Annotated in this window: 13 protein-coding genes and 1 pseudogene; 11 read left to right on the top strand and 3 right to left on the bottom strand. The window is 72.9% G+C overall.

Features of this window, described 5'->3' with window-relative positions; genetic code table 11:
* The first annotated feature begins 120 nt into the window (after window positions 1–120).
* Genes ABT296_RS18195 through ABT296_RS18215 form a run of 5 tightly spaced genes read left to right on the top strand, consistent with a single transcriptional unit; the run spans window position 121 to window position 7,800 of the window.
* Window positions 121–975 (top strand): urea amidolyase associated protein UAAP1, encoded by an 855-nt coding sequence (locus ABT296_RS18195; protein WP_351928378.1) that lies wholly within the window; start codon window positions 121–123, stop codon window positions 973–975.
* Window positions 972–1,703 carry an urea amidolyase associated protein UAAP2 gene (locus ABT296_RS18200; RefSeq protein ID WP_351928380.1) on the top strand — a complete coding sequence of 244 codons (732 nt, stop codon included), beginning with the start codon at window positions 972–974 and terminating at the stop codon, window positions 1,701–1,703. The genes ABT296_RS18195 and ABT296_RS18200 overlap by 4 nt, the downstream gene beginning before the upstream one ends.
* On the top strand, window positions 1,700–5,287 hold the full coding sequence (gene uca / locus ABT296_RS18205) for an urea carboxylase (protein ID WP_351928381.1): 3,588 nt from the start codon (window positions 1,700–1,702) through the stop codon (window positions 5,285–5,287). The genes ABT296_RS18200 and uca overlap by 4 nt, the downstream gene beginning before the upstream one ends.
* Entirely contained in the window at window positions 5,284–6,939 is a 1,656-nt protein-coding gene (atzF, locus tag ABT296_RS18210; RefSeq protein WP_351928383.1) for an allophanate hydrolase, read from the top strand. Before uca ends, atzF begins: the two co-directional genes overlap by 4 nt.
* A gap of 60 nt (window positions 6,940–6,999) precedes the next feature.
* Window positions 7,000–7,800, top strand: a complete 801-nt coding sequence (locus ABT296_RS18215; RefSeq protein ID WP_351928385.1) for an alpha/beta fold hydrolase — start codon at window positions 7,000–7,002, stop codon at window positions 7,798–7,800.
* A gap of 507 nt (window positions 7,801–8,307) precedes the next feature.
* Here the strand turns inward: ABT296_RS18215 and ABT296_RS18220 are convergent.
* Window positions 8,308–9,276, bottom strand: a pseudogene (locus ABT296_RS18220) (helix-turn-helix transcriptional regulator); the annotation flags it as partial.
* Between the two features lie 98 nt (window positions 9,277–9,374).
* On the opposite strand from ABT296_RS18220, the gene ABT296_RS18225 reads away from it, so the two are divergent.
* Window positions 9,375–9,776, top strand: coding sequence for a RidA family protein (locus tag ABT296_RS18225; protein WP_351928387.1), 402 nt, complete (start codon window positions 9,375–9,377; stop codon window positions 9,774–9,776).
* 55 nt (window positions 9,777–9,831) lie between these two features.
* Here the strand turns inward: ABT296_RS18225 and ABT296_RS18230 are convergent, their stop codons facing one another.
* Window positions 9,832–10,950, bottom strand: coding sequence for a DNA gyrase subunit B (locus tag ABT296_RS18230; protein ID WP_351928389.1), 1,119 nt, complete (start codon window positions 10,948–10,950; stop codon window positions 9,832–9,834).
* A gap of 270 nt (window positions 10,951–11,220) precedes the next feature.
* Window positions 11,221–11,697: a hypothetical protein gene (locus tag ABT296_RS18235; protein ID WP_351928391.1), complete on the bottom strand. Its 477-nt coding sequence runs from the start codon at window positions 11,695–11,697 to the stop codon at window positions 11,221–11,223.
* A gap of 613 nt (window positions 11,698–12,310) precedes the next feature.
* Between ABT296_RS18235 and ABT296_RS18240 the strand changes: the two genes are divergently transcribed.
* The 5 genes from ABT296_RS18240 to ABT296_RS18260 all read left to right on the top strand — a co-directional run bounded on the left by ABT296_RS18240 (window position 12,311) and on the right by ABT296_RS18260 (window position 16,789).
* Entirely contained in the window at window positions 12,311–14,038 is a 1,728-nt protein-coding gene (locus tag ABT296_RS18240; RefSeq protein ID WP_351928393.1) for a sensor histidine kinase, read from the top strand.
* 118 nt (window positions 14,039–14,156) lie between these two features.
* Complete coding sequence (locus ABT296_RS18245) at window positions 14,157–14,576, top strand: roadblock/LC7 domain-containing protein (protein ID WP_351928395.1); 420 nt, start codon at window positions 14,157–14,159, stop codon at window positions 14,574–14,576.
* A complete protein-coding gene (locus ABT296_RS18250; protein WP_351928397.1) occupies window positions 14,573–14,929 on the top strand; it encodes a DUF742 domain-containing protein in 357 nt (118 codons plus the stop codon). The genes ABT296_RS18245 and ABT296_RS18250 overlap by 4 nt, the downstream gene beginning before the upstream one ends.
* On the top strand, window positions 14,910–15,527 hold the full coding sequence (locus ABT296_RS18255; protein WP_351928399.1) for a GTP-binding protein: 618 nt from the start codon (window positions 14,910–14,912) through the stop codon (window positions 15,525–15,527). Before ABT296_RS18250 ends, ABT296_RS18255 begins: the two co-directional genes overlap by 20 nt.
* Complete coding sequence (locus ABT296_RS18260) at window positions 15,524–16,789, top strand: cytochrome P450 (protein WP_351928401.1); 1,266 nt, start codon at window positions 15,524–15,526, stop codon at window positions 16,787–16,789. Before ABT296_RS18255 ends, ABT296_RS18260 begins: the two co-directional genes overlap by 4 nt.
* Window positions 16,790–16,822: the final 33 nt, after the last annotated feature.

The following is a 16,822-nucleotide window of genomic DNA, read 5'->3' on the forward strand; positions in this document are numbered from 1 at the left end:
GCCGCTCCGTGGCGGTGAGGCGCCGGTTACTCCGGTGAAACGTCCGGGCAATGGCGGTGACTCGCCCCGCACTTAATTTCTGTCGAACGACAGAAATTACTCCGAGCCGGAGGTTGATCCGTGGCGGCTGCGTCAGTGACACCGTCAGCGACAGCGTCGGCCCAGGGAGCGCGCGACCACGCCCGCGCCCAGGACGGCACGACGTCCGACACCATGCCCGTGGTCCCGGCGAGGTCCTGGCCGACGCCTCCCGCGGGCGTCGACGCCGACGACCTGGTGTGGGCCGAGACGGTGGCGGGCGGCAACTACACCCACCGCGTCCTCGCCCGGGGCACCGAGCTCCGGCTGACCGACCCGACCGGCGACGCCTGCGCCCACGTCCTGCTGTACTGCGCGGACCGCCCGTGGGAGCGGCTCAACACGGCCGACACCGTCAAGGTGCTCTGGAACGCCTACCTCGGTCAGGGGCACCTTCTCCTGTCCGACCAGGGCCGCGTCCTCGCCTCGGTCGTCCGCGACGACTCCGGGCACCACGACGCCCTCACCGGCACCTCCACCCTCGTACGCAACACCGCCCGCTACGGCGACGGCGCCCCGCAGTCGGCCTCCCCGGCCGGGCGCGAGCTGCTGAAGCTGGCCGCGCTGAAGAACGGGCTCGGGCCCCGGGACCTGGCCCCGTCGGTCTCCTTCTTCCAGGGCGTACGGATCACCGCCGACGGCGCCACCGAGTTCACCGGCTCCGCGGGCGCCGGGGCCTCGGTCACCCTGCGCGCCGAGCAGGCGCTGACCGTGCTGATCGCCAACGTGCCGCACCCGCTGGACCCGCGCCCCGCCTATGTGTGCGGCCCTCTCGAAGCCCTCGCGTACAGGGCCCGCCCGACCGCACCCGGCGACCCGCTATGGGACGCCACCCCCGAGGGCCGCCGCGCCTTCCTCAACACCGCCGAGCACCTGACCGCCAGGGGGATCGCATGACCGCCGCCACCGCCCGCACCGCCGCCGCGACCGCCACCGGCGCGACGGCCCCGGCCGCCCCGGAGGACACCGCGCGGACCGAACCGGAGGACACCGCCGAAGCCGCCCGGACCGTCTCGGACGACACCGTCCCCGCGCGGGCCGCCTGGTCCGCCGTCGTCCGCCGGGGCCAGCTGCTCACCATCACCGACCTGCACGGAAACCAGGCCGCCGACTTCCTCGTCTACGACGCCCACGACACCTCCGTGCGCTACAGCGCCCCCGACACCCTCCAGGCGCAGGGCAACGTCTTCCTCACCACCGGCTCGGTGCTGATGTCGGGCGAGCACACCCCGCTGATGACGGTCGTCGAGGACACCTGCGGCCGCCACGACACCCTCGGCGGCGCCTGCTCCAAGGAGTCCAACACCCTGCGCTACGGGCACCACACCTGGTCGCAGCACGCCTGCGTGGAGAACTTCCTCGCCGAGGGCGCCCGGCACGGGCTCGGCAAACGCGACCTGGTGTCCAACATCAACTGGTACATGAACGTGCCCGTCGAGGCGGACGGCACCCTCGGCATCGTCGACGGACTGTCCGCCCCCGGTCTGAAGGTCGTCCTGCGCGCCGAGACCGACGTGCTGTGCCTGCTGTCCAACTGCCCCCAGATCAACAACCCCTGCAACGGATTCGACCCCACCGCCCTGCGCATGACGATCACCGAGCCGGACGGGAGCCGAACCCGATGACGTTCGACACGCTGCTCATCGCCAACCGCGGCGAGATCGCCTCGCGGATCATCCGCACCGCACGCCGGCTCGGCCTGCGCACCGTCGCGGTGTACTCCGACGCCGACCGCGGCGCCGACCACGTACGCCTCGCCGACGAGGCCGTCCGGCTCGGCCCGGCGCCCGCCAAGGAGTCCTACCTCGACGCCGATCTGGTGCTGGGGGCCGCCAAGGACACCGGGGCCGGGGCCGTCCACCCCGGCTACGGGTTCCTCTCCGAGGACGCCGCCTTCGCCCGCCGCTGCGCCGACGCGGGCCTGGTCTTCGTCGGCCCCACCCCCGAGCAGCTGGAGCTGTTCGGCGCCAAGCACACGGCGCGCGCCGCGGCGCTGGCCGCCGGGGTGCCCCTCGCTCCGGGCACGGGACTGCTGCCGGACGTGACCGCGGCCCTCTCGGCGGCCGAGGAGATCGGCTACCCGGTGATGCTCAAGGCGACCGGCGGGGGCGGCGGCATCGGCATGCGGGCCTGCCACGACGCCGCCGGTCTCGCCGACGCCTGGGAGCGGGTGCAGCGGGTGGCCGCCGCGTCCTTCTCGTCGGCCGGGGTCTTCCTGGAACGGCTGGTGGAGTCCGCCCGCCATGTCGAGGTGCAGGTCTTCGGCGACGGCGAGGGCCGGGTCGTCACCTTCGGCGACCGCGACTGCTCGCTCCAGCGCCGCAACCAGAAGGTCCTGGAGGAGGCGCCCGCGCCCGGACTCCCGGACGCGATACGCCACCGACTCGCCGCCTCCGCCCGCGACTTGTGCGCCTCGGTCGCCTACCGTTCCGCAGGCACGGTCGAGTTCGTGTACGACGCCGCCCGCGAGGAGGCGTACTTCCTGGAGGTCAACACCCGCCTCCAGGTCGAACACCCGGTCACCGAGGCGATCTACGGCGTCGACCTGGTCGAGTGGATGCTCCGGCTCGGGCAGGGCGAGACGCGGGTCGTCACCGAGCCCCAAGCCCCGCGCGGCCACGCCGTGGAGGCCCGCGTCTACGCCGAGGACCCCTCCCGCGACCACCGGCCCAGCGCCGGACTGCTGACCCGCGTCGACTTCCCCGCGGACGTCCGCGTCGACACCTGGGTGGAGACCGGCACCGAGGTCACCACCTCCTACGACCCGATGCTCGCCAAGGTCGTCGCCCACGGCACCGACCGCGCCGACGCCCTGGACCGACTGGACGCGGCGCTCGCCGCGACCCGGCTGGACGGCATCGAGACCAACCTCGGCCTGGTACGGGCAGCTCTCCGCGACCCCGCCGTGCGCCGCGCCGCCCACTCCACCGCCTCCCTGGCCACGATCACCGACCCCACCCCGCGCGTCGAGGTCGTCGCGCCCGGCACCCTGACCACCGTGCAGGACTGGCCCGGACGCACCGGCCACTGGCAGGTCGGCGTCCCGCCGTGCGGGCCGATGGACGACCTGTCCTTCCGGCTCGGCAACACCGCGCTCGGCAACCCCGAGGGCGCGCCCGGACTCGAATGCACCCTCCAGGGCCCGTCGTTGCGCTTCACCCACCCGACGACCGTGTGCGTCACCGGCGCGCCCGCGACCGTCACCGTCGACGGCACGGCGGTCGCCCAGTGGGAGCCGTTCACCGTCGCGGCCGGACAGACCCTCGCCGTCGGAACACCCGACCGGCACGGCCTGCGGACCTACGTGCTCCTCGCCGGCGGCCTCGACGTCCCCGGGTTCCTGGGCAGCGCGGCCACCTTCACCCTCGGCCGGTTCGGCGGGCACGGCGGTCGCGCCCTGCGCGCCGGTGACGTCCTGCACGGCGGCGAGGAACGCCCCGGGACGTCCGTCGTACCGCCCGCCCGGCGGCCCGCGTTCGGCGCCGAATGGCAGCTCGGCGCGGTCGAAGGCCCGCACGCCGCACCGGAGTTCTTCACCGAGGACGACATCCGCGACTTCTACGCCGCCGACTGGAAGGTGCACTTCAACTCGGCGCGCACCGGCGTCCGCCTGGTCGGCCCCCGGCCGCGCTGGGCCCGCTCCGACGGCGGCGAGGCGGGCCTGCACCCGTCGAACATCCACGACACCCCGTACTCGGTCGGCGCCGTCGACTACACCGGCGACATGCCGGTCCTGCTCGGCCCCGACGGGCCCTCGCTCGGCGGTTTCGTCTGCCCGGCGACGGTGGTCAGGGGCCAGCGCTGGAAACTCGGCCAGCTCCGCCCCGGCGACACCGTCCGCTTCGTGCCCGTGACCGACGCCCATGCCGCCGCACTACGGCACGCCCCGGCCACCGTGCCACACGCCGACCGGGAGGCCATCGTCGACGGCGGTGTCCTCGCCCGCCTCGACGAGAGCGCCGGACGCCCCTCGGTCACGTACCGGCGCAGCGGTGACGACAACCTGCTCATCGAGTACGGGCCGATGCAGCTCGACCTGGCCCTGCGGATGCGCATCCACGCGCTCGCGGAGGCGCTGGCGGCGCTCGGCCCCGACGGCATCACCGATCTGACCCCGGGCATCCGCTCCCTCCAGGTGCAGACCGACCCGGACGTTCTGCCCCAGGAGCGGCTGCTGGCCATCGCCCGCCGGGTGGAGGAGGAACTGCCCGCCACGGACGAACTGGTGGTGCCGAGCCGGACCGTGCACCTGCCGCTGTCCTGGGACGACCCGGCGACCCGGGAGGCCATCGCCCGCTACATGGCGGGCGTGCGCGACGACGCCCCCTGGTGCCCGTGGAACATCGAGTTCATCCGCCGGGTCAACGGCCTGGACACGGTGGACGACGTGTACCGGACGGTGTTCGACGCCGAGTACCTCGTCCTGGGCCTCGGCGACGTGTACCTCGGCGCCCCGGTGGCCACCCCGCTGGACCCCCGGCACCGGCTGGTCACCACCAAGTACAACCCGGCCCGCACCTGGACCGCGGAGAACTCCGTCGGCATCGGCGGCGCCTACCTGTGCGTCTACGGCATGGAGGGGCCCGGCGGCTACCAGTTCGTGGGCCGCACCACCCAGGTGTGGTCGGGCTGGCAGCAGCGCGGCGCCTTCGAGCCGGGCCGGCCGTGGCTGCTGCGCTTCTTCGACCGGATCCGCTGGTACCCGGTCGAGGCGGACGAACTCCTGCGCCTGCGCGCGGACATCGTCTCCGGGCGGTTCGTGCCGAGGATCGAGGAGGGCACCTTCTCGCTCGCCGAGTACCGGCGCTTCCTGGACGACAACGCCGAGTCGATCGCCGCGTTCCGGGCCCGGCAGGGCGCCGCGTTCGGCGCCGAGCGCGACGCCTGGGAGGCGGCCGGGGAGTTCGCCCGGGCGGAGGAGGCCGAGGCTGTCGCACCGCCGGCCGTGGACGTCGAGGTCCCCGAGGGCGGGCAGCTGGTGGAGGCCGAGTTCACCGCCTCCGTGTGGCAGGTCAACGTCGAGGCGGGCGACCGGGTCTCGGCGGGTCAGCAACTGCTCGCCCTGGAGGCGATGAAAATGGAGTCCCGGGTTGCCGCGCCCGCCGACGGGGTCGTCACCGCGGTCCTGACCAAGCCGGGCAGCCAGGTCGAGGCGGGCACCGCGCTCGTCGTCCTGGCGCCCGCCGAGCCCCTGGAGGCGACGGTATGAGCAGCGCCGTGGCGCGGGTGCGCGCCGCCTACGACCGCATCGGGCAGGTGGACCGGCCCGAGGTGTGGATCTCCCTGCGCCCGCGGGCCGAGGCGGAGGCGGACGCCGTCGAGGTCGACGCGAAGGTGGCGGCCGGTGCCCGGCTGCCGCTGGCCGGGACGGTGGTCGCGGTGAAGGGCAACATCGACGTGGCCGGGCTGGCGACCACCGCGGGCTGCCCCGGGTACGCCTATCCGCCGGAGGCGGACGCGCCCGCCGTGGCGCGGCTGCGGGCGGCCGGCGCGGTCGTCCTCGGCTGCACCAACCTCGACCAGTTCGCCACCGGCCTGGTCGGCACCCGCAGCCCCTACGGGGCCGTCCGCAACGCCGTCGACCCGGACCGGATCTCCGGCGGCTCCTCGTCCGGGTCGGCGGTCGCCGTGGCCCTCGGCATCGCCGACCTCGCGCTCGGCACGGACACGGCGGGGTCGGGGCGGGTGCCGGCCGCGTTCAACGGCATCGTCGGCATCAAACCGACCATCGGTCTCGTGCCGACCGAGGGAGTCGTCCCCGCCTGCGCCTCCCTCGACTGCGTGACGGTCTTCGCCCGCACCCTCCCGGAGGCGGAACGGGCGCTGGCCCTGATCGCCGGGCCCTGTGGCGAGCGGGCCGCACCCGCCCGCCGCCCGGGCCCGTGGCGGGTCGCCGTCCCCGACGCCGACGGGCTCGGCCCGCTCGACCCCGGCTGGGCGGACGCCTTCGCCGCCGCGGCCCGGCGCCTCGCCGACGCGGGCGCCGAACTGCTCCCCGTCGACCTCGCCCCCTTCACCGAGGCCGCCGCCATGCTCTACGACGGCGCGTTCGTCGCCGAGCGCTACGCGGCCGTCGGCGCGTTCGTCGACGCGCACACGGGCTCCCCCGACCTGGATCCGACCGTCGCCGGGATCATCTCCCGGGCCCGTGACATCCCGGCCCACCGTCTCTTCACCGACCAACGGCACCTGGCCGACCTGCGGGCCCGCGCGATGACCTCGCTCGGCGACGCCGACGCGCTGCTGCTGCCCACGACCCCGGGCCACCCGACCCTCGCCGAGGTCGCCGCCGACCCGCTGGGCGCCAACGCCCGGCTGGGCCGCTTCACCAACTCCACCAACCTCTTCGACCTGGCGGCGGTCGCCGTCCCCGCCGACCGGGTGGACGGCCTGCCCTTCGGCGTCATGCTCGTCGGACCCGCCCACACCGACGAACGCCTGGCCCGCATCGCCGAGGCGCTCACCTCCCCGCCGCTGCCGCTCGCGGTCGTCGGCGCGCATCTGACCGGCCGGCCGCTGAACCACCAACTCCTCGCCCTGGGCGCCCGCCTGGAGTCCTCGACCACCACCGCGCCCGAGTACCGGCTGTACGCCCTGGACACCGACCCGCCCAAACCCGGCTTGGTCCGCACCGCCGAGGGCGGCGCCGCGATCGAGGCCGAGGTGTGGCGGCTGCCCGCCGAGGGCCTGGGCACGCTCCTGGCGGGCCTGCCCCGCCCGATGACCCTGGGCACCGTCGAACTGGCCGACGGCAGCCTCGTCACCGGCTTCCTGTGCGAGCCCGAGGCGGTGCGCGGGGCACGGGAGATCACGTCGTACGGGGGGTGGCGCGCGTATCTCGACTCCGAGCCGCGGCGCTGATTGGGTGCCCGGAGTCGGAGAGGGGCATGATCGGTGCCAGTCGACTCCGGGGGAATCCAAGTGACGTGGACCGAACACGCGGTGGTGCGGGACGGCGTCCGGCTCGTCTGCCGGGACTGGGGCGGGCCGGGCCAACCCGTCGTGCTGCTGCACGGCTTGGCCGGTCATGTGGGCGAATGGGATGCGACGGCACGGTACTTGGGCCCCCGCTACCGGGTCGTGGCGGTCGACCAGCGCGGACACGGCGCCAGTGAACGCCTCCCGAAGGACGTCTCACGCGCCGCGTATGTCGCCGACGTCGCCGCCGTGATCGAGCAACTCTCGCTGGCGCGGCCGGTCCTGGTCGGCCAGTCGCTGGGCGGCCACACGGCGATGCTCACCGCCGCCGCGCACCCCGCGCTGGTCAGGGGGCTCGTCCTCGTGGAGGCGAGCCCGGGCCGCCCGAACCCTGACGGCCCCGCCCGGATCGGGGCCTGGCTGGACTCGTGGCCGACTCCGTTCCCCTCCCGCGAAGTTGCCGCCGCGTTCCTCGGTGGCGGACCGGTGGGCGCGGGCTGGGCGGCGGGGCTGGAGCGACGCGAGGACGGCTGGTGGCCCCGCTTCGACCGGGACGTGATGGTGCGTTCCCTGACGGAGTGCGCCGAGCGCTCCTTCCTGCCCGAGTGGACGCGGGTCACGTGCCCCACCCTGGTCGTGCTGGCGCAGTCCGGTTTCGTCCCGGCGGACGAAGCCGACGAGATGCTCCGGCAGGGGCCCGCCACGGTCTCCCTGAGCATCCCCGGCACCGGGCACGACCTGCACCTGGAACAGCCGGACACCCTGAACTCGGCGCTGTCCGAGTTCCTCGGGCAACTCACCTGATCCCGGGCACGGCTAGGGCGTGTCGTGTACGCGCACCAGGCGCAGTTCGCCGGGCTCGGTCCCGGCGCCGGACACGACCACGTCGGTGCCCTCGACGCGACCGCGGGCGACCCAGGAACGGTTGCCGGTGTCGCGCCATACCTCGAAGGGCACGGCTTCCCCGTCCACGGTGACGGTGACAGGCTCTGGAACCGGAAGGCTGATCGGAGACCCCTCCTCCGCTTCATCGGAGTGGAGGTACGTCTCCTGCGCCTGCTCCAGGGCGTAGTCGGCCTCTTCGTTGCCCAAGGAGGCGCTGAGGACCGTCACATGCTCGACATCGGCGTCGAAGTACGGGGAGCCGAACCACAGATACACATGCCGGTCGCCGCTGATCCGGTCATGGCCGTGGCCCGTGACCTGCCGTGACTGCGGCCAGTCGGCGTCGACGGCGAAGACACCGAAAGCCGGTGCTCCGCCGGAGTTGGCTTGCTCGTTCATCGGTTCTCCCGTATTCGGTTCCGGTTCTGAGGTGTCGTAACGGCCCGCCATCGCGGCGGCTCGCTCGCGGAGGGAGTCCCGCAGCCACTGCGGGGTGACGGCCTCCGCGTCCGGGCCGAGGTTCCACAGGGCCCATTCGGCGTGTCTGGCGTCCTGGAAGGTCACCTCCAGGCACAGTCGGGCGTCCGGGCCTGTTTCCTCGGCGAGTACGGCCAGGGCGGTGCCCGCCAACTCGGCCCGCCGGGACGGGTCGAGTCGTACCAGCACGGTGACCTGGTCGCCGCCCGCCCTGAACTCCGCGCTGCGTTGGCGCCAGGCGCGGTCCAGGTCGACCCGGTCCGGGCGCTGTGCCGGTTCGTCGAGTTCCTCGGCGGCCCGGATCCGGGAGAGTCGGTAGGTGCGGTCCGCGCCTGACCGGGTGGCCAGCAGATAGCCGTGCCCGCGTACCGTGACCAGGCCGACCGGGTCCACCGTCCGCCATTTCGGGGGCTGTTCAACGGCCGCGTAGAGGATGCGCAGTCTGTGGCCGGCGAACACCGCGTGCCGTACCTCGGCCACGACGGAGTCGGGGATCTCGTCGGTGTCCAGTCGGCGTGCCAGGAGGTCGGTCTCGGGGTCGACGAGCAGCCGCCGGGCCGCGCCGGCCGCCGTGGCCCGGTAGCTGTCCGGCAGGGCGTCGACCACCTTGCGCATCGCCGAGGCCAGCGCCGAGCCGAGCCCGAAGACCTGTGCGCCGCGCCGTGATCCGGCGACCAGCAGGGCGAGTGCCTCGTCATGGCTGAGGCCGGTGAGTTCGGTGCCGAACCCGGGGAGGAGCTCGAAACCGCCGTGCCGGCCGCGTTCGGCGTAGACGGGGACACCGGCCACGGAGAGCGCCTCGATGTCGCGCAGGACGGTGCGGGGGGACACCTCCAGCTCGCGGGCGAGCGCGGTCGCGGAGAGCCGGCCGTGCTGCCTCAGCAGCAGGACCAGGGAGACCAGCCGATCGGCGCGCATCCGAAAACCCTAGCGAGATACATGACAGAGGGTGTCATGTATGTGCTGCGAGGCTCACCTCACCGAACTCGCCCCACACACACGAGAGGTGACCTCGTATGGCGCACACCCTGGTCAATCCCGACGGCCTGCACGACCCCGTCCCGTTCGGCTACAGCCACACCGCGACCGTGCCCGTGGACACGGAACTGGTCCTGGTCTCGGGGCAGTACGGGTCGGGCCCGGACGGCGCGGTGGTCTCCGCCGACTTCGCCGAGCAGGTGGAGCGGGCGTTCCACAACGTGGGCGTCGCGCTCGCCGCGCACGGGCTCGATCTCGGCCATGTCGTGCAGTTGAGGACGTACGTGGTGAACCACGATGTCGGCAGGCTCGGGCCGATCGCGGCGGCCGTGCGGGAGCACTGGGGCGCGAAGCCGCCCACGCAGACCCTGCTCGGGGTCGCGAGTCTGGCCACCCCGGATGTCCTGTTCGAGGTCGAGGCGGTCGCCGCGCGCCCCTGATCCCGTACGGGAGGTCTCGTGGGCGAGCCCGAGCGGCCCGCCCACGAGAGCGTCCTCACCGCATCCGGTCGAGGAGGGCCGCCGCCCGCTCGGGATGCTCCTCCAGCCACCGGGAGAGGTGCTCCCGCACGCCCTGCCGGACGCAGTCCCGGACGGTGGAGTTGGCGAGCACGCCCCAAGTGGCGCCCTCGAACCGTGGGTGGTCGAGCTTCACCGACACCACCGCGGTCAGTCCGACGCCGATCCGGTCGAGGGTGATGTCGTTCGCCGTGGGCTCACGGTGCGCCCGGGCGTACGCGGTGAGAGCGGCGGCCAGTCCTGCGCGGAAGCCCTCCAGATGCGTGCCCTCGAGGGTGGGCAGGCCGTTGGCGAACCCCCGCACCCGCTCCTCGTGAGAGCCCGTCCACCGAAAGGCCACCTCCATCGCGCCTGCCATACGTGGGGCCTCGCACTCGAAGGCGATGGTGTCCGCGGGGACGGAATCGACGGTGCCGCCGTCGAGAAACCTCACGAACTCCCGTACACCTCCCGGAAAGAGGAACCGCTCCGAGCGGGGTTCGCCCGGTCCGCGTTCGTCGGTCAGCGAGACCTCCAGGCCGCGATGGAGGAAGGCCAGATCCCGGAAGCGCTCCACCAGCGCGTCGAACGAGCACTCCGCGGCGCCGAAGATGTCGGGGTCCGGCCAGAAGGCGATTGCGGTCCCGGTTCCGTTCGCCGTCCCCGCCTCGGTGAGCGGGGTGACGGCCACGCCACGCGCGTACTCCTGGACCCGGCGGACCCCGTCGAGCCGTACCTCGGCGGTCATCCGCCGCGACAGGGCATTGACGACGCCGGGCCCCACCCCGCAGAAGCTGAGCGCCACCTCCCGGCGGCCCTCCGGTGACCGGGCACCGGTCTGGAACCGGGTCAACAGGTCCTCCAGCCCGGCACCGTCGACACCGGGTCCGTCGTCGGCGACGCGTATGCCGCCGTCGGACAGGAGTGTGATGCCGACGGTGCGGGCGCGGCCCGCGAGAACGTCGTTCACCGGCCGGTCGGCCACGTCGAAGACCATGTTCCGTACACCGCGTTCGCCGGTCGAGCCGACATACATCCCCGGCCGCTTCCGAACGGCCTTCCACCCCTCCAGTACCTCGATGTGGCTGGCGTCGTACGTGGTCGCTTCCTCAGTCACGATGTCCCCTCCGACCGTCTTCGGCAAGCAGGTGCCAGACTAGGGGAATCTCAGGAAAACACCAGTTCAGAGCCGCTTTGGCGAGGGCGTGTGCGGATGGGTGGGCGACTGTCCGCAGGTGGTCGGCACCGGGGTCGCGGACCGCCGCCGGGGAGCGGCCGAGGGCCCTTGGAAGCCGCGTACGGCACGATGGGCGAAGGCTCCAGGGCCGCCGATTTCGCCGTTCGGCAGCGGCACTCGCTCAGGGCTTGGCCGGGCGATCTCGTCCCGTCAGTCGATCACATGCACCTCGTCCGGCTTGGGGAAGCACATCATGGCCCAGCCCGAGGGCCAGCCCCGGTCCCGTGGGTCGTCCGCCTCCGCCTCAAGGCGTCTGGGGATGCGCCGGTGCCACCACCGGCCCGCCTCCTCGGGTCGTCCCGGCCACGGGATCGTCGCCGTGCGGAATCGCTCGTCGAGTTCGTGGAGCGCGGGTTGGCGGAGGGACTGGACCCGCGGGGGCAGCAGGGGCCAGACGCGCGCCAAGGCGCCTCGGCACCAGATGTCGTTGTCGAGTTCCGGCGCGCACCACGAATAGCCCTCCTCGACCTCGGCCACCACGCTGCACCATCGGTCGAAGAGGGAGTTGAGGGTGCAGGGCTGTCCGCCGGGCCAGGTACCGACGCCGACGGCCACCGCGCTGTGGACAGCCTGGTACTCCTCCCGCGACAGCGGTGTGCCGTCGCTGTCCAGCGGTGTTCGCTCCATGGGGGAACTGTCGCACCGGCCCGGGGCCCGTGAGAAGGGCGCCGGCCCGGGGCGTTCGCCGGTCAGGTGGAGGTGATTCGACCGGGAGCTTCTTGATTCCGTCGACGAAGGTGGAGCGGACGCGGGGGGGCCGGGACAGCCGGGAAACGCCGGCCCCACCTCCCCGACGGTCCCGGGGCGGTCATCTCCACCGGCACAGTCGGCGCGCCCCCTTCCCTGGCCGATTCGTCAGAACTATGCGATTCACGCGTATCGCCGATCGATATTTCGCGACCACAGTTGGCTGAAAATGTTCGGTCCCGCGCCCGAAACCGGAGCATTCCATACGGCGAAGCGACCGTCATACCGCCCATGCGCACACCACCTCCACATGAACACCCCACACGACACTCCCGTCGCCTCTATCACACGCGTCCACAGAGGTGACCCTTTCCCGACGAACTCAACTGGCGTACGCACAGGGGTCATCGGCCGGGTCACTGCACCCTGCGCGGTGACTAGCATGAGCGGCGTGCTTGATCCGTACGGGTGAAGTTCGCCCCGGCATTGCGGATCGCCGACGACGCCCAGGCGTCGCAACAGCCCCTGTTCTCGAGGACCGAGGGACCACGGAATGTCAGTGCCTGCTCGCCCCCGCCAGCGCCGAAGCGCTTCGGGGGCGCGGTCCTCGCCGGCCGTACTCACCGCCGCTCTCCTGGTCACCGCAGCGGGTGCCGGGGCCGTCACCGGCCTCGCCCCCTCCGGGGCCCGCACCTGGGTGGCCGGCACGGCGGCCGTCGCGTGGGTCTGCCTCGCGGCCGTCGTCGTCCTGTCCCGCTCCCTGCTCAACGGCGCCCGCCGGGAGGCCGAGGCGCGGGGCGGCGAGCTGGAGGCGACCCGCAACAACTGGCGCCAGCAGAGCGCCGAGACCTCCCAACTGGTCAACGTGGCCCTGCCGGGCGTCGTCCAGCAGGTGAAGGGCGGTGCGCGGGCCCAGGACGCGCTGGCCCGGGTCGCCCCGCCGTCCGACCCGCATCTGCGCCAGGTGCTGGAGGTCCTCGCCGCCGAACTGGCCGAATCGGTACGGCGTGCCGCCGAGGCCGAGTCAGACCTCCAGGCCATGCGGAACAGCCTCGCCCAGGGCACCGCCGAACTGCGGCGGCTGACCGAGGAGATCCTCCCCGCCGCCGTCGCCCTGCTGCGGCAGGGCAGTTCGGCCGACACCGTCCTGACCAAGTTCGAGTGGCCGCAGAGCGCGCTGCTGCGCGACCCCGCCGAGTGGTTCGTCCGCGAACTCGCCTACAGCGAGCGCCGTTCCGCCGCCGCCCAGGCCGCCTCCGCGAAGGCGCTCAGCCGGGTGCAGGCCAAGACCGTCAGCATGCTCGCCGATCTGCGCGACATGCAGGACCGGCACGGCGAAGGGGTCTTCGGCGACCTGCTGCGCCTGGACCACAGCACCTCGCAGCTCGGCCTGATGACCGACCGGCTGGCCCTGCTCATGGGCGGCCGCTCCAGCCGCGTGTGGAACAAGCCGATCGTCATGGAGAGCATCCTGCGCGGCGCCGTCGGCCGGATCGCCGCCTACCGCCGGGTGCGGCTGCACAACTCCAGCAAGGCCTCGATCTCCGGCTACGCCGCCGAGGGCGTGATGCACCTGCTGGCCGAACTCATGGACAACGCGGCGAACTTCTCGCCGCCGATCGACGAGGTCCACGTGTACGTGGAGGAGCGCAGCGCCGGGCTCGTCGTCACCATCGAGGACAGCGGCCTGAAGATGTCCGACGCGGCCATGCGGCGGGCGGAGGACGCGGTGTCCGGCTCCGTCACCGACCTCGCCTCGCTCCAGGGCACCCGGCTCGGTCTCGCCGTCGTCGGCGGGCTGGCCGCCAAGTACGGCATGAGCGTCAACTACCGGCCCTCCTCCCGCGGCGGCACCGGCGTCGTCGTCCTGCTCCCGCCCCAGCTGGTGGCGCAGCAGCGGGAGCCCGTGGTCCCCGACCGTCCCCGACGCACCGAGGAGGTACCCGCCGTGTCCGCCGACAGTGCCGAGGACCCCACCGAGGTCCGTACCCGCCCCACCGCCCAGGACCCGGCGCCGGGCAGCCGTACGGCCGCCTCCCGCGCCCGCGGCGGGGCCACGCCGGGCGGACTCCCCGTCCGGGCTCCGGGCCGCACCATGGCGGAGGCCGACCGCGACCGGCAGCGCCCTGCCGCGCCGACGCCGCCCGCCCCGGCGGCTGAGGAGAGCCCCGCGCGTGACGCGGGCAGCCGCTTCGGCGCCTTCCACCGAGGCCGGCAGAGCGGTGGCGTTCCCGGCGCCGCCGACGGTGACAGCCCGCAGCAGGTCCCGTCCGAGGACTGACCCCGACTTCCCGGCGGCGGACCGTACCGCCCGCCGCTCCCCGCACCGATCGCCACACCTCGCCTGAATGGAGGTACGGGTCGGGCGACCCTCCACCGGTCGCCTCGCCCCACCCATCATGGAGACCACCGACACGAGCCTGACCTGGCTCCTGACCAACCTCCTCGAGCGCACTCCCGGTACGCGCCACGCCCTCGTCCTCTCCCGGGACGGGCTGAAACTGTGCTGGACCGAGCACATGACCCTGGACCAGGCCGACCAGCTGGCCGCCATCTGCTCCGGCATCCAGGCCCTGTCCCAGGGTGCCTCGGTCGAGTTCGGCGACGGGTCGGGCGGCGTACGGCACTCCATGACCGAGTTCCACGGCGGACTGCTGTTCATCGTGGAGGCGGGTGAGGGCGCGCACCTCGCCGTCGTCGCGCAGGAGAGCGCCGACCCGGGCGTCGTCGGCCACCAGATGACCGAGCTGGTCGAGCAGATCGGCGAACATCTGCGCGCCGAGCCGCGCACGCCCCTCGGCCGGGGTGTCTCCACATGATCCGCAGGCCCGTGGACATCGGCGACCCGGACCGCCTGTACATGGTCACGGGCGGGCGCAGCGAGGCCGACGACGCCTTCGACCTCGTGACGCTGATCGTCAGCGAGAGCGAGCCCTCCGCCGGGATGCAGTCCGAGCACGTCCGCATCCTCGAACTGTGCCGGCATCCCACGGCGCTGGTGGAGGTCTCGGCCGAGCTGAAGATGCCCGTCACCGTCGTACGGATCCTGCTCGGCGACCTCCACGCCATGGGCAAGATCAGCGCCCGTCACCCCCGCGCGGCCGCGTCCGTCGCGGGCCTCCCCGAAACCGCTCTGCTCCAGGAGGTGCTAAGTGGGCTCCGTAACCTCTGAGCTGCCCTCCCAGCGCATGCCGCTGGCCGATGCCGCCGAGACCGGCCTGAAGATCGTCGTCGTGGGCGGTTTCGGTGTCGGCAAGACCACGCTGGTGCGCTCGGTCAGCGAGATCCGGCCGCTCAACACCGAAGAGGTGATGACGCAGGCCGGTCAGGGGGTCGACGAGACGGAGGGCGTGGAGCAGAAGTCCACGACGACCGTGGCCTTCGACTTCGGGCGGATCAGCCTCAACCAGCGCATGGTGCTCTACCTGTTCGGCGCACCGGGCCAGGAGCGCTTCTGGTTCCTGTGGGACCGGCTGTTCTCCGGCACGCTCGGCGCGGTCGTCCTCGTCGACACCCGCCGGATGGAGGACTCCTGGTACGCCATCGACCGTCTTGAGCACCACAGGACGCCGTTCGTGGTGGCCGTCAACCGCTTCGACGGCGACGAGAACCAGTTCTCGCTCGACGAGATCCGCCAGGCGCTCGCCCTGGGCGACCACATCCCCATGGTCGAGTGCGACGCGCGGCTGAGGTCGTCGGGCAAGGAGGTCCTCATCGCGCTCGTGGACCACCTGTACGCATTGGCCCTGTCCAAGGAGCAGACACCGTGAGCGACACCTCCGGCCCGCCGTCCTCGGCCACCCCGCCCCCGGGCTGTCCCGCGCACGCCTCCGCCGTACCGCTCGGCGGACTGCACTACCAGCAGACCCCCTCGGAGCTGTACCGCTCGCTGCGCCGCGAGCACGGCTCGGTGGCACCGGTGCTGCTCGACAACGACATCCCCGCCTGGCTGGTCCTCGGCTACCCCGAGGTCTCCTTCGTGACCAGCCACGACGAGCTGTTCGCGCGGGACTCGCGGCGGTGGAACCAGTGGCCGAACATCCCGGCCGACTGGCCCCTGCTGCCGTTCGTCGGGTACCAGCCCTCGGTGCTGTTCACCGAGGGCGAGGAGCACCGGGTCCGGGCGGGCGTGATCACGCAGGCGCTGGAGGGTGTCGACCAGTTCGAGCTGGCCCGTGAGTGCGAGCTGATCGCCGAACAGCTGATCGCCGTGTTCTCCGGTAGCGGCCAGGCGGAGCTGATGAGCTCGTACGCCCACGCCCTGCCGGCCCGTGCCGTGCTGTGGATGTGCGGCATGGTCCAGGGCAGCGCCGACACCGAGCAGCTCGTCGACGACCTGCGGATCTCGCTCGACGCCGGTGAGGGCGACGACCCGGTGGCGGCGTACGGCCGGGTCGGCGCGCGCATCCTGCAGCTGGTGAAGGAGAAGCGGGAGCAGCCCGGGCCCGATGTCACCTCGCGGATGCTGCTGGACCCGGCCGGGCTGACCGACGAGGAGATCGTCCAGGACCTGATCTCCGTCATCGCCGCGGCGCAGCAGCCGACCGCCAACTGGATCTGCAACACGCTGCGTCTGCTGCTCACCGACGAGCGTTTCGCGGTCAACGTCTCGGGCGGCCGGGTCAGCGTCGGGGACGCGCTGAACGAGGTGCTGTGGCTGGACACGCCGACCCAGAACTTCATCGGCCGGTGGGCGGTGCGGGACACCCAGCTCGGCGGTCGCCTCATCCGTGAGGGCGACTGCCTGGTGCTGGGCCTGGCGGCGGCCAACACCGATCCGCAGATCTGGCCGGAGTCCCATGTCGGCGCGGAGAACTCGGCGCACCTGTCCTTCAGCAACGGCGAGCACCGCTGCCCCTATCCGGCCCCGCTGCTCGCGGACGTCATGGCGCGTACGGCGGTGGAGACGCTCCTGGAGTACCTGCCCGACCTCGTGCTGGGCGTCGAGCCGGAGGAGCTGACCTGGCGGCCGTCGATCTGGATGCGCGGGCTGAACTCGCTGCCGGTGCAGTTCACTCCGGCGTCGCGCTGATCGATTCCTGCGCGGAGCGGTCGGCGTCCTCGC

Origin of the sequence: Streptomyces sp. NPDC000983, from assembly GCF_040299205.1 — a bacterium.
Lineage (GTDB): Bacteria > Actinomycetota > Actinomycetes > Streptomycetales > Streptomycetaceae > Streptomyces.